This is a genomic window from Caballeronia novacaledonica (assembly GCF_900258035.1).
In the GTDB taxonomy this organism is placed as follows: domain Bacteria; phylum Pseudomonadota; class Gammaproteobacteria; order Burkholderiales; family Burkholderiaceae; genus Caballeronia; species Caballeronia novacaledonica.
This window is the reverse complement of record NZ_OGTP01000002.1, coordinates 228,569-253,750: the sequence shown is the minus strand read 5'-3', so window position 1 is coordinate 253,750 and position 25,182 is coordinate 228,569. Positions and strand designations below refer to the sequence as shown.

Annotated in this window: 26 protein-coding genes; 7 read left to right on the top strand and 19 right to left on the bottom strand. The window is 62.9% G+C overall.

The genetic code is table 11. The features are described 5' to 3' along the window. Positions 1-39: 39 nt before the first annotated feature. Positions 40-942 (top strand): DMT family transporter, encoded by a 903-nt coding sequence (locus tag NOV72_RS05035; protein WP_106853493.1) that lies wholly within the window; start codon positions 40-42, stop codon positions 940-942. 98 nt (positions 943-1,040) lie between these two features. Here the strand turns inward: NOV72_RS05035 and NOV72_RS05030 are convergent, their stop codons facing one another. From NOV72_RS05030 to NOV72_RS05015, 4 genes are all read right to left on the bottom strand, one after another. Then, on the bottom strand, positions 1,041-1,322 hold the full coding sequence (locus NOV72_RS05030) for a DUF3325 domain-containing protein (RefSeq protein ID WP_106853492.1): 282 nt from the start codon (positions 1,320-1,322) through the stop codon (positions 1,041-1,043). After that, positions 1,319-2,896 (bottom strand): PepSY-associated TM helix domain-containing protein, encoded by a 1,578-nt coding sequence (locus tag NOV72_RS05025; protein WP_181290864.1) that lies wholly within the window; start codon positions 2,894-2,896, stop codon positions 1,319-1,321. The genes NOV72_RS05030 and NOV72_RS05025 overlap by 4 nt, the downstream gene beginning before the upstream one ends. Before the next feature lie 47 nt (positions 2,897-2,943). Further along, positions 2,944-3,231, bottom strand: a complete 288-nt coding sequence (locus tag NOV72_RS05020; RefSeq protein WP_106853491.1) for a DUF3649 domain-containing protein — start codon at positions 3,229-3,231, stop codon at positions 2,944-2,946. Between the two features lie 220 nt (positions 3,232-3,451). Continuing rightward, positions 3,452-3,703, bottom strand: coding sequence for a hypothetical protein (locus NOV72_RS05015; protein ID WP_106853490.1), 252 nt, complete (start codon positions 3,701-3,703; stop codon positions 3,452-3,454). Positions 3,704-3,800: 97 nt separating this feature from the next. On the opposite strand from NOV72_RS05015, the gene NOV72_RS05010 reads away from it, so the two are divergent. Both NOV72_RS05010 and NOV72_RS05005 read left to right on the top strand, forming a co-directional pair. Next, on the top strand, positions 3,801-4,481 hold the full coding sequence (locus NOV72_RS05010; RefSeq protein ID WP_106853489.1) for a dihydrofolate reductase family protein: 681 nt from the start codon (positions 3,801-3,803) through the stop codon (positions 4,479-4,481). 143 nt (positions 4,482-4,624) lie between these two features. Next, positions 4,625-5,347, top strand: a complete 723-nt coding sequence (locus NOV72_RS05005; protein ID WP_106853488.1) for a DeoR/GlpR family DNA-binding transcription regulator — start codon at positions 4,625-4,627, stop codon at positions 5,345-5,347. Between the two features lie 75 nt (positions 5,348-5,422). On the opposite strand, the gene NOV72_RS05000 is transcribed toward NOV72_RS05005, so the two are convergent. The 8 genes from NOV72_RS05000 to deoC all read right to left on the bottom strand — a co-directional run bounded on the left by NOV72_RS05000 (position 5,423) and on the right by deoC (position 15,048). Further along, the gene (locus NOV72_RS05000; protein ID WP_106853487.1) at positions 5,423-6,484 is read right to left on the bottom strand and encodes an ABC transporter permease; all 1,062 of its coding nucleotides are present in this window, start codon (positions 6,482-6,484) and stop codon (positions 5,423-5,425) included. After that, positions 6,481-8,010 (bottom strand): sugar ABC transporter ATP-binding protein, encoded by a 1,530-nt coding sequence (locus NOV72_RS04995; protein WP_106853486.1) that lies wholly within the window; start codon positions 8,008-8,010, stop codon positions 6,481-6,483. The genes NOV72_RS05000 and NOV72_RS04995 overlap by 4 nt, the downstream gene beginning before the upstream one ends. 54 nt (positions 8,011-8,064) lie before the next feature. Beyond that, positions 8,065-9,069 (bottom strand): substrate-binding domain-containing protein, encoded by a 1,005-nt coding sequence (locus NOV72_RS04990; protein ID WP_106853485.1) that lies wholly within the window; start codon positions 9,067-9,069, stop codon positions 8,065-8,067. Between the two features lie 50 nt (positions 9,070-9,119). Further along, positions 9,120-10,163, bottom strand: coding sequence for an ABC transporter permease (locus tag NOV72_RS04985; RefSeq protein ID WP_106853484.1), 1,044 nt, complete (start codon positions 10,161-10,163; stop codon positions 9,120-9,122). After that, positions 10,160-11,092 carry a ribokinase gene (gene rbsK / locus NOV72_RS04980; protein ID WP_106853483.1) on the bottom strand — a complete coding sequence of 311 codons (933 nt, stop codon included), beginning with the start codon at positions 11,090-11,092 and terminating at the stop codon, positions 10,160-10,162. Before rbsK ends, NOV72_RS04985 begins: the two co-directional genes overlap by 4 nt. Next, complete coding sequence (locus NOV72_RS04975) at positions 11,089-11,562, bottom strand: RbsD/FucU family protein (protein ID WP_106853482.1); 474 nt, start codon at positions 11,560-11,562, stop codon at positions 11,089-11,091. Before NOV72_RS04975 ends, rbsK begins: the two co-directional genes overlap by 4 nt. Before the next feature lie 61 nt (positions 11,563-11,623). Further along, complete coding sequence (locus NOV72_RS04970; protein WP_106853481.1) at positions 11,624-14,014, bottom strand: aldehyde dehydrogenase family protein; 2,391 nt, start codon at positions 14,012-14,014, stop codon at positions 11,624-11,626. A 26-nt stretch (positions 14,015-14,040) separates the two neighbouring features. Further along, complete coding sequence (deoC, locus tag NOV72_RS04965; protein WP_106853480.1) at positions 14,041-15,048, bottom strand: deoxyribose-phosphate aldolase; 1,008 nt, start codon at positions 15,046-15,048, stop codon at positions 14,041-14,043. 189 nt (positions 15,049-15,237) lie between these two features. Here deoC and NOV72_RS04960 point away from each other — a divergent pair, with 189 nt between their 5' ends. Together NOV72_RS04960 and NOV72_RS32185 are read left to right on the top strand one after the other, a co-directional pair. After that, positions 15,238-15,780 carry a hemerythrin domain-containing protein gene (locus tag NOV72_RS04960; protein ID WP_106853479.1) on the top strand — a complete coding sequence of 181 codons (543 nt, stop codon included), beginning with the start codon at positions 15,238-15,240 and terminating at the stop codon, positions 15,778-15,780. 15 nt (positions 15,781-15,795) lie between these two features. Then, on the top strand, positions 15,796-15,972 hold the full coding sequence (locus tag NOV72_RS32185) for a hypothetical protein (protein WP_181290846.1): 177 nt from the start codon (positions 15,796-15,798) through the stop codon (positions 15,970-15,972). Positions 15,973-15,990: 18 nt separating this feature from the next. Here NOV72_RS32185 and NOV72_RS04955 read toward each other — a convergent pair whose 3' ends face one another. Together NOV72_RS04955 and NOV72_RS04950 are read right to left on the bottom strand one after the other, a co-directional pair. Continuing rightward, complete coding sequence (locus NOV72_RS04955) at positions 15,991-16,305, bottom strand: hypothetical protein (RefSeq protein ID WP_106853478.1); 315 nt, start codon at positions 16,303-16,305, stop codon at positions 15,991-15,993. Continuing rightward, entirely contained in the window at positions 16,302-16,679 is a 378-nt protein-coding gene (locus NOV72_RS04950) for a phage holin family protein (protein ID WP_245932905.1), read from the bottom strand. Before NOV72_RS04950 ends, NOV72_RS04955 begins: the two co-directional genes overlap by 4 nt. A gap of 351 nt (positions 16,680-17,030) precedes the next feature. Here NOV72_RS04950 and NOV72_RS04945 point away from each other — a divergent pair, with 351 nt between their 5' ends. After that, positions 17,031-17,900: a manganese catalase family protein gene (locus NOV72_RS04945; protein WP_106853477.1), complete on the top strand. Its 870-nt coding sequence runs from the start codon at positions 17,031-17,033 to the stop codon at positions 17,898-17,900. Positions 17,901-17,970: 70 nt separating this feature from the next. Here the strand turns inward: NOV72_RS04945 and NOV72_RS04940 are convergent, their stop codons facing one another. From NOV72_RS04940 to NOV72_RS04930, 3 genes are all read right to left on the bottom strand, one after another. Beyond that, positions 17,971-18,372 carry a DUF3597 domain-containing protein gene (locus NOV72_RS04940; protein WP_106853476.1) on the bottom strand — a complete coding sequence of 134 codons (402 nt, stop codon included), beginning with the start codon at positions 18,370-18,372 and terminating at the stop codon, positions 17,971-17,973. Between the two features lie 329 nt (positions 18,373-18,701). After that, positions 18,702-20,018: an MFS transporter gene (locus NOV72_RS04935; RefSeq protein WP_106853475.1), complete on the bottom strand. Its 1,317-nt coding sequence runs from the start codon at positions 20,016-20,018 to the stop codon at positions 18,702-18,704. 38 nt (positions 20,019-20,056) lie between these two features. Next, positions 20,057-21,331: a glucarate dehydratase family protein gene (locus NOV72_RS04930; RefSeq protein WP_106853474.1), complete on the bottom strand. Its 1,275-nt coding sequence runs from the start codon at positions 21,329-21,331 to the stop codon at positions 20,057-20,059. Positions 21,332-21,496: 165 nt separating this feature from the next. Between NOV72_RS04930 and NOV72_RS04925 the strand changes: the two genes are divergently transcribed. Continuing rightward, positions 21,497-22,189: a GntR family transcriptional regulator gene (locus tag NOV72_RS04925; RefSeq protein ID WP_106853473.1), complete on the top strand. Its 693-nt coding sequence runs from the start codon at positions 21,497-21,499 to the stop codon at positions 22,187-22,189. Positions 22,190-22,879: 690 nt separating this feature from the next. Here the strand turns inward: NOV72_RS04925 and NOV72_RS04920 are convergent. Further along, complete coding sequence (locus tag NOV72_RS04920; RefSeq protein ID WP_106853472.1) at positions 22,880-24,136, bottom strand: aromatic ring-hydroxylating oxygenase subunit alpha; 1,257 nt, start codon at positions 24,134-24,136, stop codon at positions 22,880-22,882. Between the two features lie 115 nt (positions 24,137-24,251). Then, a complete protein-coding gene (locus NOV72_RS04915; RefSeq protein WP_106853471.1) occupies positions 24,252-25,178 on the bottom strand; it encodes a LysR substrate-binding domain-containing protein in 927 nt (308 codons plus the stop codon). Between the last annotated feature and the right edge of the window lie 4 nt (positions 25,179-25,182).

Here is a 25,182-nt window from a genome sequence, read left to right as displayed (position 1 = left end):
TATGCGATGATTCGAGGCTCCGTCACGAGTTCTCGAGTCATGCCCTCCACCGCCGTCACGCGCACGAGCCACCTGCCGCTTGCGAGCATCGGATTCATTCTTGCTTCGATGCTGTGCTTCGCGATCGTCGACACGCTCGCGAAAGCCATCGCGCTGCACTATCCGGCGAACGAACTCACGTTCTTCCGCATGCTGTTCGGCCTCGTTCCGGCGATTGCGGCGTGCTGTGTCGGCAAGCGCTCGCTGATCGATCGCGTGAAGCGTCTCGACATCAAAGGACAGACGTGGCGCGCGCTCACGCTGCTCGGCGCGTCGGGCTTCTTCTTCGCGGGCTTGCCCTATATTCCGCTCGGCGAAGCGGTGGCGATCGCGTATTCGGAGACGCTGCTCGTCGTCGTGCTCGCACCGTTCATGCTGAACGAGCGTCTCACCGCGCGCTCGGCGGTGGCCGCGCTCATCGGCTTTATCGGCGTGCTGCTCGTCGTGCGGCCGGGCGGCGGCGAATCGAACTGGCTCGGGCCGGTATTGCTGCTGCTCAGCGCGCTGTGCGGCGCACTTTCCATCATCCAGATCAAGCGGATTCGCCCGACCGACGATTCACGCACCACGGTGTTGTTCTTCACGGCGGTCGGCACCGTCGTCAGCGCGAGCACGCTCGCTTTTAGCTGGACGACGCCGACGTTCGACGCGCTCGTGCTCATGGCGCTGCTCGGCGCATTGGCGACGGCCGGCCAGATCCTGATGACCGTCGCTTTCCGACGCGCCGACGCCGGCACGCTCGCGCCGTTCAACTACACGAGCATCGTGTGGGCCGCCCTGTTCGCGTACATCGCGTGGGGCGAGATCATTGCGCCGCTTTCGCTCGCGGGCATCGCGTTGATCGTGGGCAGTGCGATTGCTGTCGCGTTGCAGCGCAAGATTCCCGAAGGACCGATCGCGTAACGGCGATCATCCCGCGAGGCCGTGCGCCGGTTGTCGGGGCAAGCGCGCAGTCGTTCGAGATCGCGAAGCCATCGGCCCAGAAAAGCTCGCGATGTTTGTCAAGGCGCGGAGAAGCGCTCGTAAGCGATGAGGCCGCCATAGACGAGGCCAGCGGCAAGACTCGTGCAGCCGCTATAAGTGACGAGACCGAGCGCCCATCCTTCATCGCCGACGATGAAGCGCAGCGCGAGCACGAGACCGCACCACCCCGCGATGCGAAACCCGCGCGATTGACCGGCGCGAAGCTCGCCGCCGAACAAGTTCATCTGATGGCGATCCATCGAGACAGCCAGAAAAGTGAACGCCATCACGCAGAAAACGATGCACAGGAAATGCGTCATACGCTTTCCTTCTCACGCTCGGACGCCGCGGCGCGTGCGGCGATGCGCTTGCCCGCGGACTTCACGCGCGGACGATGCTGCGTCGCGCGTAACGCCAGTGCCGCATGCAGCGCGGCGAACGCCCACATCATCAGATCGAAGCCTGCGAAGACCCAATCGCCTTGCGCGATGCTGCGCCACAATGGCCGGTCGGTGGTCAATGCGTTGAGCACGGGCAAGAGCGCGAGCATCGCCGTGGCGAGCCACAACAATTCGATCCACGCGCGCTTCGCCGACCGCACGAACGCATAGAGCAGCGTCGCGCCCCACACGGCGAAGAACACGTTGATCTCGGCTTCGTCGCGCGCGGCGATCCCGAGCGGCAGCAGACGATTGCCCCACAGAAAGCCTGTCATCGCGACGGAAAGCCCCGCGATGCTCGCGATATTCAAGCGCTCGACGAGCCAGAAGCCGAAATAAGGCCGCGCCGGATCGGCGAGCTTCTGACGGCGTTTGACGGTCCACATGACAAGACCGGTGCCGACCATCGCCGTGCCCGCGAGACTGACGATGAAGTACAGCCAGCGCAACTGCAGATCGCTGAAGCGTCCGAGATGCAGCGCATACAGCACGCCGCGCGTTTCCGCCGCGCCGCCGACATGGTCCTTCACTTCGATGAGCTTGCCCGTCACGCCATCGAAGAGCATGTATTGCGGGCTCATCGATACGCGTAACGCTTCGCCGCGCGAGACGGCCACGCGCGCGGTCGTATCGCCCGGATTCGTGATCGTCACGCGGCCGACCTTGTCACGGCCCCAGCGCGCTTGCGCTTCGCGCACCATCGCATCGACGGGCGCGAGTTCGGCCTTCTCTCCGGAAGGCTTGCCGGGCTGAATGAACGCGCTCAATTGCGAGGTCATCGCCTCGCGTTCGGCGGGCGTCTTGAACGCGGTCTGTGCGCCCCACGGCATGTACATCGCCATCAACGTGACGAGGCCGGTGTACGTGATCATCGCGTGGAACGGCAAGCCGAACACCGACAGCGCGTTATGCGCATCGAGCCACGAGCGCTGACCCTTGCCCCATCGGAACGTGAAGAAATCGATAAATATTTTCTTGTGCGTGATGACGCCGCTCACGATCGCGACGAGCATGAACATCGCGCACAGTCCCGCGAGCCAGCGGCCCCACAGCACGGGCATGTAATAAAACTGAAAATGGAAGCGATAAAAAAATTCGCCGCCCAGCGTTTCGCGCGCGCTCGTGCGCTGGCCCGTCACCGGATCGAAGCTCGCCGATTCGAAAGTGCGCTTGCCCGCAGCCGCGTTCGGCGTTCGCCAGAAGGAACCGATGACGCTCGTGCGCTCGTCCGGCAAGTCGAAGCTCCATTGCGAACTGCCCGCGGCGATCGTGCCGAGCGTCGCCGTGACGCGCTGCGCGACGCGCGCGGCATCGGGCATGTCGCGCTGATGCGGCTGCTCCGGCCGCATCCATTGCGAGATTTCGTCCTTGAAGTAGCTGACGGTGCCGGTCAGGAACATCGCATAGAGAATCCAGCCGGCAAGCAGGCCGGCCCACGTGTGCAGATCGGACATGCTCTGACGCAGGCCACGCGCTTTCGATTCCGGATCGCGTGCGATTTTCACGAGACGTGCCCTCCCGTCCACACGCTCCACGACGCGAGCAACAGCGGCACGGCGACGATCACGAGCCCCGTCCACGCGCGCCGCGCGCTGCGAACTGCGAACACCCAGATCACCGCGCATGTATAGACGACGAAGCTCGCGAGCATGCCGGTCAGCACGGCTTGCGGCTGGCTCACCGGGAGCGCGAGTGCTGCCACGCTCGCGAGCGCGGCGAGCGCGTAGCCGCCGGCGATCGCCGCGACGATGCGAGAGACGAGCGGCCCGTATCTGACGATCGCGTTCATTGGTCGGATGCGCGTCGCCGCGTCATGGGTTTCCACGTGTTGGTGTCTGCGATGGGTTTGGCCGAAGGAATCTCCGCATCGACGGATGCGGGATACGGCGCGAAGAAGAAATGCCTGGCGCAAATGATAATAATTATCAATAACGCAGGGCAAATTTGTCAAGCAACGCTTAAAACGGGAGGGAACGCGAGGAGGACGACGCGGACGTGATATGAGCGGCCTATTCCTCGCCGGTCACCCACTTCTTGGTGGCGTGATAGCCGCGCTTGGATGTGTCCGCGATGGCATGGCCGGCCGATTTCGCGCCGTCGCCGATCGCGTGCGCGGCATCGCGGGCCGCGTGGCCCGTTTGACGGCCCGCCGATTTGGCATCTTCCTTGAACTGATGCGCGCCCGATTCGAGGCTCGCGTGCGCGAGCGGGCTGAACGCGATCAACAAGGCCGCAACGATGAGCACAGGGTTCTTTTTCATACCGGCGATTTTCGCATATTGCGCGGATCCTCTCTCGCTGGCGGCACGGCGCTTGCACCGCCGGTCCATCGGAACCCTTTCCCGCCTGGAGAAGATCATGCATATCGTCTGTCACATGATGTCGTCGATCGACGGCCGCAGCCTCACCGACAACTGGAATCTCGATTTCGCGTCGCCCATTTACGAAGACACCGCCGCGCGCTTCGAGGCCGACGCGTGGGCGTGCGGCCGCGTCACGATGCAGGAAATCTCGCACGGCAAGGACCGCGACTATCCGCGCGGACTGGCGAAGGGCGCTGTGCCGCGCACCGATCACTTCCCCAAACGCGATGCCAGCCAGTACGCGATTTCCATCGATCCGAAGGGACGCGTCGCGTGGAAGAGCGATACAGCGCTCGACTCGCACATCGTCGAAGTGCTCGCCGAAAGCGTGGAGGACGATTACCTCGCGTATCTGCAATCGATCGGCGTGTCGTATGTGTTCGGCGGCAAGGACGACATCGAACTGAAGCGCGTCGTCGATACGCTGGAGCGCGAACTGAAGATCGGCAAGCTGATCGTCGAAGGCGGCGGGCATGTCTCGGGCGCGTTCGTGAATGCGCAACTTGCCGATGAAGTCAGCGTGCTCGTGATTCCGCTCGTCGATGGACGCGAAGCGCATACGTCGTCGTTCGAAGTCGCGATGGACAAGTGGCAAAAGCCCACGTATCTGAAACTCGAATCGATCGAAAAACTGGAACACGACGTTGTCTGGCTGCGCTATACGCGCAAGGCCTGACGCCTCGGGATTTACCCGCGCCGCCCGCCGCAAGCCGCAAAAAAAGCGGCTTGCATTGTTATAATCCTTTCATCGAACGACCAAAACCTAACACTCCTCGCGCGACACGCCGCCATCAAGAGCGCGCCCCTCGCGCCATCCCGATGGCCAAGACCGACCGCATGCGCGCCCTTTCCGGCGCGCTCGAAAAACAGAACGTCATGCGTCTGCGCGATGCGGCCGCATTGCTCGGCGTATCGGAAATGACAGTGCGCCGCGATATCGCCGCGCATCCCGGCCAGTTCACTTATCTCGGCGGCTATATCGTCAGCGCCGCGGATGTGCCCAACGCGGGCTACACCATCGAGGAAGAGAAAGATCATTTCGCGCAGGCGAAAGCGGTCGCGTCGAGTCATGCGGCGCGCTTGCTCGTCGATAACGAGACGATCTTCATCGATTGCGGCACGACCCTGACGACGCTGGCCCGGCAGATTCCCGCGGAGATGCATCTGACGGTCGTGTGCTATTCGCTCAATGTCGCGGAGATTTTGCGGCGCAAGCCGAATGTGCGCATGATCCTGCTCGGCGGCGTGTATGTGCCGTCGTCGGAATCATTTGCCAGCGACGAGAGCGTCGAAACGTTGCGGCGCATGGGCATCAACCAGGCGTTCATGTCGGCGGGCGGTGTCGATGAAGCGCGCGGCGTCACGTGCTGGAATTTTCATGAGGTCGCGATCAAGCAGGCCGCGATGGCGAGCGCGGTGGAACGGCATCTCGTCGTCGATGCGAGCAAGTTCGGCAAGGTGAAGGCGGTGCGGTTCTCGCACCTTTCGGAGTTCGATTCGGTCATCACCGAGCAAGGGCAGGCGCCTCGGAAACGCACCTGATTCGTTCCGGTAAAAAACAGAAAGGCTCGTTCAGGATTTGAACGAGCCTTTTTTGTTCCGTTTTTTCGAAGCGCGTTACTGCCTGCGCCCGAGTGCGAACAGCGTTCCCGCGACGAGAATGAACGCGCCGATGATGACCTTCTGCCAGGTGCTCGGCACGCCGACGAGAATCAACACGCTGTTGATGAGCGTCACGAGCACGACGCCCAGCAGCGTGCCGATCACCGTTCCCGTGCCGCCTGTAATGCGCGCGCCACCGAGAATCACGGCGGCGATCACGTCGAGTTCCGTGCCGACGAGATCGAACGGATTCGCGAGCCGGTTGGTCGACACATGCAGAATGCCTGCGACGCCCGCCAGCAAGCCGGTGTAACCGAACACGAAAAGATGAATCGCGCGCAGGTTGTAGCCGAGCCGTTCCGCGATGGCCAGCGAGCCGCCCATCGCGAAGACGCCGCGTCCCATCATCGTGCGATTGAGCAGCCACCACGTAACCACCGCCGCGATCACGAGCGCCAGCACGGAGACCGGCAACACGGCGCGCAAGCCATCCGGCGTGTGATAGAAAAAGAGCGGCAGGCGCCCGAACGTATCCATGCTATGCGGGATGTTCATGAAGAACTGCGTGCCGACGAAAGTCAGCAGCAAGCCGCGATACAGATACTGCGTGCCGATGGTCACGATCAGCGAAGGCGCCTTCAGCCGATGCACGAGCATTCCGTTGATCACGCCGAGCACCACGCCGCCGATGGCACCCGCAAGCAGGATCAGCGCGAACGGGCACTCGGGCCACCAGGCGAATACGGCTTTGGTGATCGAGTACATCGTCAGCGCGGCGATGGCCGTGAACGACACGTCGATGCCGCCCGACGCCAGCACGACGAGCGTGCCGAGCGCGAAGAGCGAGACCGTCGTCGCGGAATGCAGCATGTCGAACAGCGTGGCGAACTGAAAGAAGCGCGGATTGATGCTGCCCACGACCAGACATGTCACCACGATCAGCCCGACCGTGAACCACTCGGGATTGCGCATCAGTTGCGCGTACAGGTTGCCCTTGCGCACACGCGGCGCGATTTCGGCCGCTTGTTGCGGCATCGACTCGCTTCCCGTGCGGCGGATGGATTCGCTCATGCTCATGCTGCCTCTGAAAGTAGCGCGTGATAAAGATCGGCCTCGTTCAGCGTGTCCGCGCGATATTCGTTCGCGACGCGGCCCTTCTTCATCATCAGAATGCGGTCGCAGTTCTGCAGCAGTTCGGGCAAGTCATCGCTGATCAAAATGATGCCGATGCCCTCCTTCGACAGCCGCTGCATGATGCGATAAATGATGTCCTTCGATCCCACGTCGACACCGACCGTCGGGCCATGCAGGATCAATACGCGCGGATCGATCGCGAGCCAGCGGCCGATCAACACGCGCTGCTGGTTGCCGCCCGAAAGCGATTGCACGGGCTTGTCGACATCGGGGGTCGCGATCTGCAAGTCCTTCACTGTGCGTTCCGCAAGCGCTTGCGCGCGCTTTCGGTCGATCTGGCCGAAACGGTCGCGCAGGCTCGCGATCATCGCGGTCACGACGTTGTCGCGAATCGGCTTGTCGAGAAAAAGCCCTTCGTTTAAGCGATCTTCCGGCACATAGCCGATGCGCTGCGCCTTCGCATCCGCGGGCGAATGAAGACGCACGCGCATGCCGTCGAGCGTCACGGTGCCCATGTCGGCGGGCGCGACACCCGCAAGCGCACGCGCGAGTTCGTTGCGTCCCGAATCGAGCAGACCGGTCACGCCGAGAATTTCGCCCTTGTGCAGCTTGAGCGAAACATCGGCGAACTGACCTTTGCGGCCGAGGCCCTGCACATCGAGCACGACTTGCGACGCGCCTTCTTCCCCTTGCGCGCGGTAGCGTTCCGTCGAGAGATGCTTGCCCGTCATGAGCTCGCTGATCTGCGCCTTCGTATAGTTTTCGATCGGCCCTTGCGCCATCTTCTGACCGTCGCGCAGCACGATCACTTCGCCGCCGATCGCATAGCATTCGTCGAGCTTGTGACTCACGAACAGCACGGCGACGCCCTCCGCGCGCAGACGTGCAAGCACGGCGATGAGGTTGTCGACTTCCTTCTGCGTGAGCGATGTCGTCGGTTCGTCCATGATGACGAACTTCGCCTCGCTCGCAATGGCGCGCGCGATCGCGACGAGCTGACGCGTCGCGAGCGGCAACTGCTCGATGAGCGTCTTCTGAAAATCCGCGTCGCCGGGCAAGCCCACTGCTTCGAGCGCCCGCGCGGCGGTCTGCGCCAGCGCTTTGCGATCGAAGGTGCGCGCGAGCTTGCCCGCATGCTCCGCGAGCTCGGATGTCAGCGCGACGTTCTCCGCCACGCTCATGTTCGGCAGCAACGACAAGTCCTGATAAACAGTCTCGATGCCCGCCGAAAGCGATTCGAGCGGCGAGAGCTTTTTGTGGCGCACGCCTTCGATCACGAGCTCGCCTTCATCGGGCGGCTGCGCGCCGGAAATGATCTTGATGAGCGTGCTCTTGCCGCAGCCGTTCTCGCCCAGCAAGTGATAGATCTGGCCGCGCTCGAACGCGAGGCTCACGCCGCGCAGCGCATAGACGCCGGTGAAGCGCTTATGGATATCGACGACTTCGAGAAGCGGTGTCGTAGTGGTCATGTCGGTCCAGTGCAGGCGGCGCGCTCGTCAAGAACGCGCGCCGCGCGCGTCACATCAGAAGTTGTATTGCTTGTAGTTCGTCTTGTCGACGTCGACCCATCCGGTGCCGCGCACGATCACGCCCTTGCCCGGGCCCTTCGTCACGGTCACCTTGTTGTAGCCGGTGATGCCGAGGTCCGCGCCGTTCTGCACTTCCTTGCCATCGACGAGCATTTGCGCGACCTTGTTCATCGCGAGACCGGCGAGCTTCGGATCCCAGAACGCGATGCCGTTGATCGCGCCGCTTTCGAGGAACTTGGCCGCTTCGGTCGGCAGGCCCGTGCCGTACACGCAGATCTTGCCGACCTTGCCCGCTTCCTCGACCGCGCGGCCGATGCCGATCACATCCAGCGACGACGAGCCCTGGAAGCCCGTCAGATCCGGATGCTTGCGCAGCACTTCCTTCGCGACCTGATACGCGCGTTCGCCGTCGTTATTGGTCTCGAGCTTCGGCTCGACGAGATCCATCTTCGGATACTTGGCCTTCGCGTTGCCGATGCCGCCATCGGCCCATTGAACCTGCGAGCGCGAGCCGAGCGAGCCGACCAGCACTGCCCACTTGCCCTGCTGACCCATGCACTTCGAGAGGCGCTCGTTCAGGCCCGCGCCGTATGCGGTGTTGTCGAAGGCTTCGATATCGACCATCGTGTTCTTGGCGTTGTCCGCTTCATGCGTGACGACCTTGATGCCGCGGTCCATCGCTTTCTTGAGCGCGGGTTCGAGCGTCGGCGGATCGTACGGCACTACCGCGATCGCCGTGACCTTCTTCGCGATCAGGTCTTCGATGATCTTCAGTTGTTGCGCGGCATCGGCGCGGCCCGGTCCGGTCTGATACGCGTTGATGTTCGGGTTCTCCTTGCCGAACTCCTTCACGCCCTCGTCCATGCGATTGAACCAGTTGATGCCGGTCACCTTCACGACCGTCACGATGGTTTCGTTCGTCGCGGCCTGCGCTGCCGCAATCGCGCCGGCTGCGAGTGCGATCGCAGTGAGCGCGGTGCCGAATCTGCTGAGCTTCATTGTCTGTCTCCTTTATGTTTCGATTGGTCTCTTAACGAATCACACGAACACTAGCGTCCCGTCGATGCGGGCGGCGGTGGAACATTGCTTTTGGGCGCGGCCCCGCCGATACCGAAGATCGCGCGCACGCGATCGCCACCCGCGAAGGCGAGCGATGCGAGCAGCAGAAAGCCCCACGCGCAATCGCCGAAAAACTGCGATACGCCGAGCAGGTTGAACAGGCTCGACAGAAACTGCAGCACGGTCGCGGCGAGAAACACGCAGACGATGCGTCCATAGCCGCCCGCCGGATTCACGCCGCCCATCACCGCGATCAGGATCGCGATCAGCAGATACGAATTGCCGTAGTCCCACTTCGCGCTCGACGTATGCGTCGCGCTGATGAGGCCCGCGAGCGACGCGAGCACGCCGCACATGCCGTACGTGAGAATCAGCATGCGTGCGCGCGGAATGCCCGCATAGAACGCGGCTTTCGGATTCGTGCCCATCAGATAGAGACGCAGGCCGAACGGCGTGCGCTTGAGCACCCAGCCGAGCAGCAGCACGGCGGCGATGAAGATCCACAATGAAATCGGCACTTGCAGGAAGGTGCCGTTGCCGATGTTCGACAACGGATCGACATATTCCACCCGCACCGATGCGCCATTGCTCAACACGACCGCGATGCCGGTGAACAGCAATTGCGTGCCGAGCGTGCAGAGTATCGGCGTGAGCTTCAGCTTCGCGATCACGGCGCCGTTCAGCAAGCCGCCGATCGCGCCCATCGCCATGACGATGCAAATGAACACCGCCGTGTAGAGCGCGGGCGAATCGTCGGCGGAGACCATGTGCGGCAGGAGCATCGCGGCGACCATGCCGGAGAGATTCGCAAGCCCGACGCCCGACAGATCGATACCGCCATTGCCCGACACCATCGACAGCATGATGCCGAGCGCGAGGAGGCCGAGCTCGGGCAACTGGCCGCCCATCGACTGGAGATTGTCGATATCGAGGAACTGGCCGTGCGACATCCACGTGGCGACGATCACGACGAGCACGTTCACGCCGACGAGAAAGTTGAACTGGCGATCGGCGAGCCACTTCGACGCGTTCATTGCGTGACGCTCCCTTGTTCGAGCAGCGCGTTGATTTCGGCGAGACGCGGCATCGAAGGCGCGGTGCCCGGCCGCGTCACGGAGATGCTCGCGAGCGCGCAGCCGAAACGCACCGCATCGACGGGACTTTCTCCTCGTGCGAGCGCGGCCGCGAAGCCGCCGGTGAAGCCATCGCCCGCGCCGGCCGTTTCAACGACGCGGCCGCAGTCGAATGCGGGCACGAGCGTCGATTCGTTCGACGTATGCAGGAGCGCGCCCGCTTCGCCGAGCGTGATGATCGCCGCGCGTGCGCCCTTCTTCAGCAACACGTCGGCGGCGCGGCGCGCATCATCGACATTGGCGATAGGCACGCCCGTCAGCGCCGTCGCTTCCGTTTCGTTCGGCGTGATGTAGTCGCACAGCGGATAGATGTCGTCGGAGAGCGGCAAGGCGGGCGCCGGATTGAAGACGGTCGTCACGCCATGTTTGCGCGCGAGTTCGAGACCGCGACGTGCGGCCGGAATCGGCTGTTCGAGTTGCGTGACGAACACGCCCGCGCGCGCGATGTCGTCCTCGATCGCATCGACGTCTTCGGGCGCGAGCGCGCCGGCCGCACCCGCCGCGACGATGATCGCATTGCCGCCCGTGTTCTCGTCGACGTAGATGTGTGCCGCGCCTGTCGCGACATCGTTCATCACGATGGCGCGCGACGTGATGCCTTCCGCGGCCCAGGTCGCCTGCGCGATCTCGCCGAACGCATCCGCGCCGATGCGCGTGCGGAAGATCACGTCCGCGCCCGCGCGTGCAGCGGCCACCGCCTGATTCGAGCCCTTGCCGCCCGGCCCCATCTTGAACGCGGAGCCCGCGACCGTTTCGCCGGGGAGCGGCATGCGTTGCGCGCGAAACGCGAGGTCCGTCACATAGATGCCGAGAATGACGACGCTTTTCATCGCGCGCCTCCTTCCGGCGCATCCGGTGCGAGCTGCACGCCCTTCTTGAAGATGAAGCAGCCATAACCGCGCGCTTCGCCTGTCGCGATCACGCAATAGGCCTGCTTCGCGCGCGCGTAGAACGCGAAGCGCTCGATCGGCGCGAACGGCGTTTCGCCGCCTTGCGCATCGTCCACTTCGCGTTGCGCTTCGCGCTGCACGGCGGGCAAAGTAGTTGCATCGCCAACTATCTCCATGCGGCCCGCCGGATCGTCGACGAACGTATCGAGCGGCAGCACCGACAACACCGCGCGCACCGCACGCGGCGCGCTCGCGCCGTCCATGCGCAGCACGCGGCCCAGTACGGTTTGCCGGGCGACGGAATCGGCGGGGAAATGAGCGTCGCAGATCACCACTTCGTCGCCGTGACCCATCGCGGCGAGCGCGTACAGGACGTCGGCGTTCAAGAGCGGATCGATGTTCTTCAGCACAGCGTCTCCTCCATGCGTGAGCGCGTCTCGTATCGAAATCTGCGCTCTGTCAAATCCGGAATCAGTCTCCGTACGGCACCCAGATGTTCTTCACCTGCACCGCCTGGCGAAGGAACGGCAGCCCTTCGCTCGCGGCATCGTGCCAGTCGAACATGCGGCCCTGATCGACGAACGTGCGCTTCAGGTTGCCGGCCGATTCACGCTCGGCCAGCGCCGAAAGCGAAGCACCGTGGAAGCACCAGAGCGCATCGACGTCGTCGTGTTGCGCGAGCGTCTGCGTCAGAGCGCGCGCATCGCCGGTGACGATGTTCAGCGCGCCGCCCGGCACATCCGACGTCTCGACGACCTGATAAAAATCCGTCGCCATCAGCGGGCATGTCTCGCTCGGCACCGCGACCACGCGATTGCCCAGCGCAAGCGCGGGCGCGACGAGCGACACGAAGCCGAGCAACGGCGCTTCGTCCGGGCACACGATGCCGATCACGCCGAGCGGTTCGTGCATCGCGAGCGCGACGCCGTGCAGCGGCGGCGCATGCACCGCGCCGTCGTACTTGTCGGCCCACGCGGCATACGTGAAGAAGCGGGCGATCGACGCATCCACTTCGCGCTTTGCATCGCGTTCGCTCGAACCCGCGCGCGCGACGAGTTGCTTCGCGAATTCATCGGCGCGTGCGCTCAAATTTTCCGCGAGGTAGTACAGCACTTGCGCGCGATTGTGCGCGCTCGCCGACGACCACTTCGTCATGCCGCGCGCGGCGGCCACTGCATTGCGAATGTCCTTGCGGCTGCCCTCGCCCACTTCACCCACGATATCGCCGGCGGGCGAATGCACGAGCCGCGAGTAGCCGCTGTCGGGCCGCGCCTGCTTGCCGCCGATGAAGAGCTTCGCGGTGCGATCGAGCGCACTGACGTTGCCGGCATCGACGAGCGAATCGGGTTGCGCCTGCAACGGCTTCGTTTCGCCGCGCACCGGAAGTCTGGTCCACGCGCGCGGCTTCAGATATTCGTAGATGCCCTCGCGTCCGCCTTCGCGACCGAAGCCTGATTCGCGATAACCGCCGAAGCCGACGGCCGCATCGAAGAGATTCGTCGCGTTGATCCACACGACGCCGCATTGCAGGCGCGGCGCGACATCGAGCGCGCGGCTGATGTTCTCGCTCCACACGCTCGCGGCGAGACCGTAGCGCGTGTTGTTCGCGAGCGCGACGGCTTCTTCGGGCGTGCGGAAGCTCATCGTCACGAGCACCGGCCCGAAGATTTCTTCCTGCGCGAGCGTCGACGCGGGCGCGACGTTGGTGACGAGCGTCGGCGGAAAGAACGCGCCGTGCTCGGGCAACGTCGCACGCGGCGATTGATAGATTTCGCAGCCTTCGCTCTCGCCCTTGTCGACGAGCGCGCGAATGCGTTCGAGCTGTATGTCGTCGACCACCGCGCTCATGTCGATGCCCTTGTCGAGCGACGTCCCGACGCGCAGCGTGTCCATGCGGCGCTTGAGCTTCTCGACGAAACGCGCTTCGATGCCTTCCTGCACGAGCAGACGCGAGCCCGCGCAGCACACTTGTCCCTGATTGAACCAGATCGCATCGACAACGCCTTCGACGGCGCTGTCGAGATCGGCGTCGTCGAACACGATGAAGGGCGACTTGCCGCCGAGTTCGAGCGTCAGCGATTTGCCGGAGCCCGCTGTCGTCGCGCGAATCTGGCGGCCCACTTCGGTCGATCCGGTGAACGCGATCTTCGCGACGCGCCGATGCTCGACGAGCGCCGCGCCCGTGCGTCCGTCGCCGGTGACGACGTTGAGCACGCCCTTGGGCAAGCCCGCGCGATGCGCCAGTTCAGCGAACAACAGCGCGGTCAGCGACGTGAATTCGGCAGGCTTCAGCACGACCGTGTTGCCGAGCGCGAGCGCCGGCGCGATCTTCCACGCGAGCATCAGCAGCGGAAAATTCCACGGCACGATCTGCCCGATCACGCCGAGCGGCGCCCAGTCGGCGAACTCCTTGTCCTGCAACTGCGCCCATCCCGCGTGATGCAGAAAGTGCCTTGCCACAAGGGGGATATCGATATCGCGCGACTCGCGAATCGGCTTGCCGTTGTCGAGCGATTCGAGCACGGCGAAGAGACGGCTATGCCGCTGCACCATGCGCGAAAGCGCATACAGATGCCGCGCGCGGCCCGCGCCGCCGATCGCCTGCCAGCCTTCGAGGGCGGCATGCGCGGCTTGCACGGCGGCATCGACATCGGACTCCGTGCCTTGCGCGATCGATGCGAGCGTGCGGCCCGTGGCCGGTTCGCGCGAATCGAACCGGTCGGCTTCGTCGCTGTCGCGCCAGGCGCCGTTGATGAAGTGACCGAAGCGCCCGGCATGCTGATCGAGCCATGCGCGCGCGGCGCGATCGTCTTCCGGTGCGGGTCCGTATTCCATCGAAGAGAAGTATTCGGCAACGCTCATGAGGCTGTGTAGTGAAGTGCCCTGAATCAGGCGACAGGATGACGATTGAACGCCGAATAGCGTCCGCTCACATGATGTTCGAGCTGGCGTTCGATATCCGCGAGCAGGCTCGAAGCGCCGATGCGGAACAGGTCCGCTTCGAGCCATTCGCGGCCCAGCTCTTCCTTCATGAGGATCTGATATTCCAGCACCGATTTCGCGGTCGATACGCCGCCCGCCGGCTTGAAGCCGATCGCGACGCCGGTGCGCGCGAGATATTCGCGGATCATGCGCACCATCACGAGCGACACGTCGAGCGTCGCGTTGACGCCCTCCTTGCCCGTCGATGTCTTGATGAAATCGGCGCCGGCCATCATGCAGATCATCGACGCCTTCGCCACGTTCGACAGCGTGCGGATATCGCCGGTGGCGAGAATCGCCTTGACGTGCGCATCGCCGCATGCCGCGCGGAAATCGCGCATCTCGTCGTAGAGCGCCTGCCAGTTGCCGGTGAGCACATGCTCGCGCGTCACGACGATATCGATCTCGGATGCGCCATCTCTCACCGAGGCTTCGATTTCGCGCAGCTTGAGTTCGTGCGGAATGAGCCCGGCGGGAAAGCCTGTCGATACCGCTGCGACCGGAATGCCGCTGCCTTCGAGCGCATTCACGGCGGTCTTCACGTAGCGATGATAGACGCACACCGCGCCCGTTTTGATCGATTCGGGCGGCATGCCGAGCGCGTCGAGCAGATCGTCGCGCAGCGGACGGCGCGCCTTTGCGCACAGGCGTTCGACGCGGCCGTGCGTGTCGTCGCCGCTGAGCGTCGTGAGGTCGATGCAGGTGATCGCCTTCAGCAGCCACGCGGCCTGCGCATCTTTTTTCACGGCGCGGCGTGTGCCGAGCGTCGATGCGCGGCGCAGCACCGCCGATTGATTTACGCGCAAACCGTCGAGCCAGGACAGATCGAACGGCACGCCGGGATTGCGGGCGCTGGCGTGAACCTGAGCCTTTGCGGGCCACGGAACAATGGACTTCGATGCAGTTTCCAGCATGGGATCGGTATGCCGGCGTCTTGTGCGACGCACAACAATTTTTGAGAGATTGATCTCAGTTTATAACATTGTTGTGAGGATCGTAACATAGGGAAAGTTCGGAGGCGGGACGCGCTCCGCCGATATCAGCCGGGTCCGCGCTTTGCTCGGGATCGTGACACCCCACTTTTTTTCGAAACGGAGGACACGATGCCCCGCTCGACCCCCACGCAGGCGACAACCGCTGCCGCTTCCCGCGCCCCGCAAACCCAGGACGCCATTCAGGTGTTGATGGGCGATCATTGCGCCGTCGAAAAGCTGTTCGATGCGTTCGAGAAAACGGAGAAGGACGATCTCGATGCGAAAACCACCCTCGTGCGACGCGCCTGCGAAGAACTCACAGTCCACGCGATGATCGAAGAGGAATTGCTTTATCCGGCCGCGCAGGAAGCGCTGGCCGAAGACGACCGGCCCGATGTCGAGGAAGCGTATGTCGAACACTTTTTGGTCAAGGTGCTGATCGAAAAATTCACGACGCTCAAGGCGGGTCAGGCCGGCTTCGACGCCACGTTCAAGGTGATGAGCGAGATGGTGCGTCATCACATCGAAGAGGAAGAATCGGATCTGTTCCCGAAACTGCGCAAGTCCGGCGCGGACCTCGATGCCCTCGGCGCGAAGTTGGTGCAGCGCAAGCAGCAACTGGAGGCGAAGATCCCGAAAGATGCCGGCGATAACACGATGCGCCTGCACTGATCCTGGAGCCGATGCATGAAAAACCCTTGGGTGAAGAAGAATCCGTTCCTCAGCATGTGGCTGTCCGGTGCGAATGCGATCATCGGTTCGACGCGAGGCCGCGCCACCGCGCAAGCGAAGCGGCAAGCGTCGACCTTTTGGACCGCCGCGCTCACGCCGGGCAAGCCGAAGAAGCGGCGCGCGCGGCGTTGAGCGCTTGTTCGCCGACAGTCATTCGCGCAGCGCGTTGAGCACATCGGAGAAGGCCCGATGTGTCGACGCGCTCAATCCCGCGCCGACAGCCGTCTGCACCGTGCGGCGCACGCCGAGAATCGCGATGCCGACGAGCGCCAGCGCGATCAGTTCGGCGTTGGGCGTGCGCAGGAACCACGGCACGGGCCGCGTCGTCGTCGCCGGCAGCGCGCGTGGGATACGCGGGGCACGCGTGACACGCAGGGGTTCATCGGCAATATGCGCGGCGATCAGTTCCGCACGCGATTCGGCCATGCGCGCGAGCACGGCTCCCTGAGCTTCGGCATGCTTCATTGCGCGGCCTCCCTGATGGCATCCATGTCGCGTTGCAATTCTTTTCGCAACAACTGAAACGGCTGCGCCGGTTTGCGCGACATCATGATGAGGACCGCGATCACCGCGACGGCGAGCCACGCGCCCGCCACGCACCACGCGGTCAGCACGAGATACGGTGTGCCGACCGCGGTTACGATCACCGCGATCGACACGAAAGACAGCGTGAACAGCGCGCCGATTGCGAGCGCGATGAGCGCGACCGCTTCGTGCAGCACGCGCTTCTTGGTTTCGGCGAGTTCGATAGGAATGAGCTCGCCATAATCGACGAGACGTCTCGTGCAGAAATGGCCGATCCTGCGCCAGTTGGCGATCTTTCTCTGGATTGTCATCATTGCTTCTCCAGCGAGGTTTCAGGCAGGACGGAGTGCCCGCTCACGATGCAGAGCAGTGCGCATGCCAGCGATGCGTGCGGCCGGCGGCACGCATCGGCACAGCCATTGCTGAGTGCGATGCGCCATGCCCGCCGATTTTTTTCGACGAGTTCGCGTGGCCCTCTATCAACGAAGCGGTTCGTTCAGGCCGCTCCATCGCCAGCGCGAGACCTCGCGCTGAGACTCGCGGCATCGCGACTGCAAGTGACGAAATCCGCTCCTCTCAGTCGCCGCGAGGCCCACAACATGTGCAACCCAAGAGCGCGCCGGTTCAAGGCAAGGACCCCGCTCGCCCTCACGAAAGGAACCATCATGTTTGCTCACAACAAGCGCCTGCAATACACCGTGCGTGTCGCCGGTCCGAATCCGGGTCTCGCCAATCTGATGCTGGAACAGTTCGGCGGGCCGCAAGGCGAACTCGCCGCGGCGTGCCGTTATTTCACGCAGGCCGTCGCGGAGGACGATCCGGGCCGCAAGGATCTGCTTTTCGATATCGCAACCGAAGAGTTGAGCCATCTCGAAGTGATCGGCTCGATCGTCGCGATGCTGAACAAGGGCGCGAAAGGTCAGCTCGCTGAAGCGACGGAATCGGAAGCGGAGTTGTATCGCTCGCTCACGGGCGGCGGCAACGATTCGCACACCACCGCGCTGCTCTACGGCGGCGGCCCCGCGCTCACGAACTCGGCGGGCGTGCCGTGGACCGCGGCCTATATCGACACGATCGGAGAACCGACCGCCGATCTGCGTTCGAACATCGCGGCCGAGGCGCGCGCGAAGATCGTCTATGAACGTCTTATCAATGTCACCGACGATCCCGGCGTCAAGGAAGCGCTCGGCTTTCTCATGACACGCGAGATCGCGCATCAGAAGTCATTCGAAAAGGCGTTACACGCGATTCAGCCGAACTTTCCGCAGGGCAAGCTGCCGGGAAATCCGGCGTTCACAAGCGTTTATTTCAATATGTCCAAGGACGCCGAGGCGCGTGGTCCGTGGAACGAAGGCGGAGACTGGAAGTTCATTGAAGACCCGCAACCTGCCGTGGATGGAGGCGACGGCACCGCGACGGTGAGCGTATCGGAACAGGACGTGCAGACGCTGCAGGCGATGGTCTCGCGCACCGCATCCGATCCGTCGAGCGACCCGATGACGGGCGCGGACCTCGGCGCGGGCAAGGCGAGCTAAAACGCGAAGATGATTTGCGCGGCGACGGCGAACCGTTTTCCGGTTCGCTTCGCCGCGTCTTTTTTGCGTGTTACTTGAGATCGTCCGGCACCTTGCCGCCGTTTTCCGCGAGCTTCTGCATGACCTGCTTGTGCAGCCAGATGTTCATCGAGGCCGAATCTTCCATGTTGCCGCTGTAATGCAGTTCCGTCGCAAGTTCCTTACGGGCGGAGAGGCTGCTGTCGAGGCTGAGCAGCTTCATCAGATCGACAATCGACGTGCGCCAGTTCAGTTTTTCGCCCTGATTCGCCTGCATTTGCGTCAGGACCGCTTCGACGTCGACTTCCTGCATCGGTGCTGCGGCCGGCTGGCCAGGGGCGGCAGCGGCTGTCGAGGTAGCCGGTGCGGTGGCGGGCGCTGCATCGGGACTCGCGCTGGCCGGTGCACTGTCGTGGTGAAAAATTTTGTTCAGGATATTCGAAAAAATACTCATGACATCTCCTTTTGAAGTGAGCCCACTGAGGTGCAAGTGTCGTGCCGTCACGCCTCCGATGCAACCGTCATTTGATGCAATTTGACGGTTGCGAAATAACGCTTCCGCAATCAGCGTCGTGTCACAGAAGCACGGTAGCGCAACTTCCTCACAATTACATCAGCCACGCAAAGCGGCGAGAGTCCGTCATGGATATGTCATCCTGCTCAATTTCACTACGACGATGATCCGCGTAAATCGGCGATGTTTCGTCGCTGAACACCGGTCATGTGCAACAACTACACGCATGCGCCGTTCTTGCGACGGCAAAGCCTTCGAGGCCCGCGCGATTACCGCTGAACGCCCGGCTGCAACGCCGGCGCATCGCGCCCGGCACGAGGCGTCACGCGCGCGAAGAACACGACACCCGCGGCCACGACCGACATCACCGCGAGCCCCGTCAATCCGCCTTGAATCGAACCTGTCTTCTGTTCGAGGAAACCGAACGTCGCCGGCGCGACGAAGCCGCCGAGATTGCCGATCGAATTGATCAGCGCGAGCACGGGCGCGGCGATGCGCGCATCGAGATAACCTTGCGGAATCGGCCAGAACAGCGACGACGCAGCCTTGAAACCGATCGCCGCAAAGCAGATCGCGACGAACGAAAAAACCGGACTGCCGAGACCCGCCGCATACATGCCGGCCGCCGCGATCAGCAATACGCACGCGACCCAGGCCTGCTGAAACTTGAAGCGCGCCGCGAACGCCGCGAACAGATACATCGCGACGATGGAAATGAGCCACGGAATCGAGTTGAAGAGACCGACCTGAAAATCGTTGAGATGCCCCATCTTGCGGATGATGCTCGGCAGCCAGAACGTCGCGCCGTAAATCGTCAGCGAAACGGAGAAATAGATCAGGCAGAAGATCAGGATTTGCGGATCGCGCAGGAGACTCCACGACGACGGCTTCTTCGTGTGCACGGCATCGCGACGGCGCTGCTCGTCCTCGATCTCGGCGACGAGCGCATCCTGCTCGGCGGGCGTGAGCCACTTCGCGTCGCGCGGCTTCGAGTCGAGCCAGAACCACACGAAGCCGGCGAGTACCACAGAAGCCATGCCTTCGATGATGAACATCCACTGCCAGCCATGCAGCCCCACGCCTTCGATCAGCATCAGCCCGCCCGAGATCGGCCCGGAGAACACCGAAGCCAGCGCGGAGCCGCTCAGGAATACGGCCATGGCCTTGCCGCGTTCATCGCGCGGTAGCCATTGCGTGAAATAGAACACGACGCCCGGAAAGAAGCCCGCTTCGGCCGCGCCGAGCACGAGCCGCATCGCATAAAACGAGGTCTCGCCCTTCACGAAGGCCATGCCCACGGCTGCAAGTCCCCACGTGATCATGATGCGCGTGAGCCACGCTTTCGCGCCGAAGCGCTGCATCAGCATGTTCGACGGCACTTCGAACACCGCGTAGCTCACGAAGAACAAGCCCGCGCCGAGCCCGTAGGCCGCCGCGCCGATGCCGAGATCCGCGCTCAAGTGCTGGCGCACGAAACCGATGTTCACGCGGTCGATGTAATTGACGATGAACATCACCACGAAAAGCGGCAGCACATGCCACTTGATCTTGCGAACGGCGCTCGACAGCGCGCTGGAAGTGCTCATGAGGTTGTCTCCGTGATTGCGCGTATTTTTTCCATGTCTCAGAAGCGCGGATTCTTGCCGGTGAAATCCGGCTGATACTTGCGCATCTGCGAGAGGTCGTCGCGATTGCGCACGCCGCACGTCAGGTATTGCGCGTGCAATTCGGCGAGCTTCTCGCGATCGAGCTCGACGCCGAGACCCGGCGTCGTCGGCACGCGCACCGCGCCGTTGTCGAAACGGACGCGGCCACCCTTGATCACTTCCTCTTCCTGCCACGGGTAATGCGTGTCGCACGCATACGTGAGGTTCGGCACGCTCGCCGCGACATGCGTCATCGCCATCAGGCTGATGCCGAGGTGCGAGTTCGAATGCATCGACATGCCGAAGCCCCACAGCCGCGCCATGCGCGCCAGTGTTTGCGTGGCGCGCAGGCCGCCCCAGTAGTGGTGATCGGAGAGCAGCACCTTGATCGATCCCATGTTGCAGCCGCGACGGAAGTCGTCCATCGTCGTGATGACCATGTTGGTCGCGAGCGGCAGCTTCGTGTGCTTCTGCAGTTCGGCCATGCCTTCGAGACCGGGGCACGGGTCTTCGTAGTATTCGAGGATTTCGTCGAGCTCGGGCGCGGCCGCGATGCTTGTCTCCAGCGTCCAGTTCGCGTTCGGATCGAGGCGCAGCGGCACACCGGGGAATGCCTTCGCGAGCGCCTTCATGCAGGCGATTTCATGCGTGGGCTCGAACACGCCGCCCTTCAGCTTGATACTTTGGAATCCGTACAAATCGATCATGCGCTGCGCCTGCGCGACGATCTGCTCCGGGCTGATGCCCTCGCCCCACGCATCGGGCGCGTACGGCTTGTCGATATGCTCCGCGTACTTGAAAAACAGATACGCGCTGTACGGCACGGCGTCGCGGACCTTGCCGCCCAGAAGATCGACCACCGGCGCGCCCACGATCTGCCCTTGCAGGTCGAGCATCGCCACTTCGAACGTGCTGATGACCTTCGGCGCATTTTTCGCGGCATGCGAGCCGGGCGCGAGTTCGAATTCGACCGCGCCGGGCGTCGCCGTGATCGTCGCGCGCACGCGCTCTTCCATCTGGTTCAACTCGAATGGCGAGAGGCCGATCACGAGGTCTTTGGCCTGATCGAGCACACGCAGCATCGGCTCGTCGCCATAGGTCTCGGAGATGCCGACACGTCCGTCGCTCGTCTCCAGTTCGACGATGGCGCGCAACGCCCACGGCTCGTGAATGCCCGCGGCGTTGAGCAACGGGCCGTCGCGAAAGGCGATCGGGGTAATGCGAACGTGGGTGATGGCGATGGCGCGGGTCATGTCGAAAAATCCGGAAGTGGCGAGAGTAACCGCATGGTAAAGCACTAATGTATTAGTGTGTCAGTCGGGTATACGCGGACCTTCTCGTATGCTTTCGTGCTGCCGCACGGCGCATTGCGCGGCTATAGTACTAATGTTTCAGTTATTTATCGTTTTCCGTCTGACATGAAAAACGGCTCCGTCCATCGCCTCGACCGCTCTCGCCACGCCGCGCCGCAAGTTTTCGAACGATTGCGCGAAATGATCCTGTCGCTCGAACTTGCGCCCGGCACGGTGCTGTCGCGGGTCGAACTCGCGACGCGCTACGGCTTGAGTCAAACGCCCGTGCGCGACGCGCTGATGAAACTCGGCGAGGAAGGACTCGTCGACATCTTTCCGCAGCACGCGACGGTCGTGAGCCAGATCAGCGTGGCGTCGGCGATGCAGGCGCACTTTCTGCGCCGCTCGATCGAACTCGAAGTCGTGCGCACGCTGGCGCGGGAGCACAAGGCGTCGCTGGTTGCACGTCTGCGCGCGACGATCGCGGAGCAAACGGAGTGGCTGGATCCGACGGACATCGAGCAGTTTTCATTGCTCGATCAGGCGTTTCACAAGCAGATGTACGAGGCTGCGGGCGTACCGCAGCTCTGGGACCTCGTGCGCAGACTGAGCGGCCATATCGACCGCTTGCGCCGTCTGCATTTGCCGGTCGAGGGCAAGACGATGGCCGTGGTGCGCGATCACACCGAAATCGTCGATGCGATCGAAAAAGGCGACGCCGATGCTGCGGATGCTGCGTTGCGCAAGCATCTGTCGGGCACGCTCAGTCAGGTGGACGAGATTCGTACGCGTCACCCGACGTTTGTGACTGATCACTGAGTGCGGTGGCTTTATCGTTTAGCTTTAGCGTTGGACAGGATTCAGGTTTTCGCCGGATCCCGATTTGCTTTTGGTTTATTAGCGTTGCCCCTGTGCGGGGCGGCAGTCACTTTCTTTGCTGCTGCAAAGAAAGTAACCAAAGAAAGCAGCTCGTTTAGGCCCGCGGTCACACGCAGTTTGGCCATGCTTGCCAGCCGCCGGTGGCACTCGCCTAAGTGTCGCCCTCGAAGGACTTACCCGGTTTGGCTCGCGCACGGTCTGACGCTCCAAACGTTTAAACGCGCTGGTTCAGCACCAAATAGCTGCGGCACAGCGCTGCGCGCTGCCGTCGGGTATGCGAGGGAAACCAGCGAGAAAGAGGCGCGCGCAGCCCGATTGACCCATCGGCCGCGAAGCGGGCCGGAGCTATTTCGTGCTGAACCAATCTGGCGTGTGGTGCGATGTCTCAGATCGTGCGCGATCCAAGCCCGATAAGACCTTTGAGGGCACTCGCTACTCTGGGGGCCATTCAGCCAATCGCCTGTGCCGCGGCCGGCATGAAGCACTTTGGATGGAAAAGCTGCTTTCTTTGGTTACTTTCTTTGCAGCAGCAAAGAAAGTAACTGCCGCCCCGCACAGGGGCAACACTAATAAACCAATAACAAATCGGGATCCGGCGACAAGCGCTTTCGCCAAGAACCCTAAAAAAACCTAGACGCCATGCGCGCCCAACCGAGCCGCGTACCAGCGCGAAAACTGCTCCACATAACTCTCCGTAAACGGCGAGAACACGGCAGGCCGATACGCCGGATCCTGCGTACCCTCGTGCGTGATTTCGACGAGATGCTTGTCCTGCGCGTTCGTCGCGACCCACACTTCGGTCAGATCCTGGATCTGATAATCGACGCCCTCCACCGCATCCGCGTGCACGAGCCATTTCGAGCGCACGAGCGTTTTATCCGGCGCGAGCGGAATGATGTACGACACGACCGCATGGTCGCTCATCACGTGCGTCCATGAGTTGTGCGTCCAGAGATGCGTATCGCCGAGATCGCGCCGCTGCAGATTGCCCAGCAGCTTTTCGCTCGCGACCTTCGTGCTCATGGTCTGCGACTCGCCGTGCCCCGCAATGACGAGCTGCTGCGTTCTGAACTGCGTGACGGCGTCCTCGTCCAGCCATTCGACGGTCGCGCTCGTAAAGCCATCGCGCTCCCAGCTTTCCTGACACGCCGCGTTGCGTTCCCTGTAGGCTTCGATTTCACGAAGCGCTTCCTCGGTAAGATTCTCGGGGCAAAAACCGAAATCCTCGGGCAGAAACGAGGCGGTCAGTTCAGGATGCGTCGCCGCGCAGTGATAGCACTCGCGATTGTTCTCGATCACGAGCTTCCAGTTGCCGTTCTCGATGATCTCCGATTCGAACGCGATCTTCGTATTCCGCAAATCATAGGGCGCAAGGCGCGGCGCCATGGCGTCTTCGAGCTTCGCGATGTCGGCCGGCGTTTCGTCGGAGAGACACACGAAAATATGCGTGCCGACGATGCGCGTATGCACCGGCAGCAGGCTGCGGCACTTCGCATCGAAATCACGGCCCATGTGCGCGGCGTGGCGCAGGCTGCCGTCGAGATCGTAGGTCCACTGGTGATACGGGCAAACCAGCATGCCGACCGTCGATTTCCCCGCCTCCTTCAGACGCGCCCCGCGATGCCGGCAGACATTGCGATAAGTGCGGATATTTTCGTCGTCGTCGCGAACGATGAGGATCGAAGCCCGGCCGATATCCACCGTCGAGACATCGCCCGGCTCGGGCACATCCGCCGTCACGCCGACCAGAATCCAGTGCTTGTGAAAAAACACCTCGACATCCGTCTCGAACACGTCCTGCCGCCCGAACAGCTCGCCGGGCAATCCGTGGCCGGGCTCGCGGCTGCGGATCAGTTCGCCATGCGTCTTGACTTGCACTTCGGACATCGTCGCTCTCCATCGTCACGGATCGGGACTACGAATGGTCCCGCAATAACCCGAGTATTGGATCGCTGAAAAATAGCGTCAATGCGCTTTATTTTCTATCTCGGATTACTTTGGATTATGCGTGCGCAGCATCGCGCAGCCAGTCGATCAGACCGGCGATGGCGGGCGTGATCGTGCGGCCGTGCGGCACCACGGCAAAGTAGGAATCGCCCGGCTTGAACGACGCCACGTGCAGCCTGACCAGTTCGCCGCTCTCGATAAAATCCTGAACGAGACGGCCCCAGCCGAGCGCGACGCCCTGGCCGTACCGCGCGGCCTGGATCGCATCGGTATAGAGGCTGCAACGCAGCGCGAAATTCAGGCGCATCGGCCGGATGCCGACCGCATGGAACCACTCTTCCCAGCCCATCCAGCCTTCGGACGTCGAATCCGATTCGACCAGCACGGCGCCCGCAAGCTCTTCCAGCGATGCCGGCGCCGGCTGCTTCGCGAGCCACGCGGGGGAACAGACCGGAAAGACTTCCTCGTCGAAGAGCAGGGTCGCCGTGCCGTCCGGCCAGACGCCATTGCCGAAGCGCACCGCGACATCGATTTCCTTGTGCCGCAGATCCGCCGTGAACATCTGGGTAGACAGCCGCAATTGCAAATCGGGCTGGGCGGCCTTGAGCGACGCGAGCCGTGGCAGGAGACGGAAGTGCGAGAACGCGGAGGTCGCGGCCAGCACGAGTTCCTGCTGTACGGGACCGCGCGCGATGCGGTCGAACACGCTCGCGATCTTCTGCATCGATTCCGCGACGACGCGATACAGCGCCTCGCCTTCTCCGGTCAGTTCGATCGCGCGATGCAGGCGACGAAAAAGCCGCGTGCCGAGCGTTTCTTCGAGGAACCGGACCTGCCGGCTCACGGCGGCCTGCGTGACGCCCAGTTCATGCGCCGCGAGCGTGAAGCTGCCGAGCCGCGCGACGGCTTCGAATTCGACCAGCGCCGTCACCGACGGAATGAGCCGCCGATAACCCTTCGTTTTTTCGGTTGCCGGTTTCATGCGA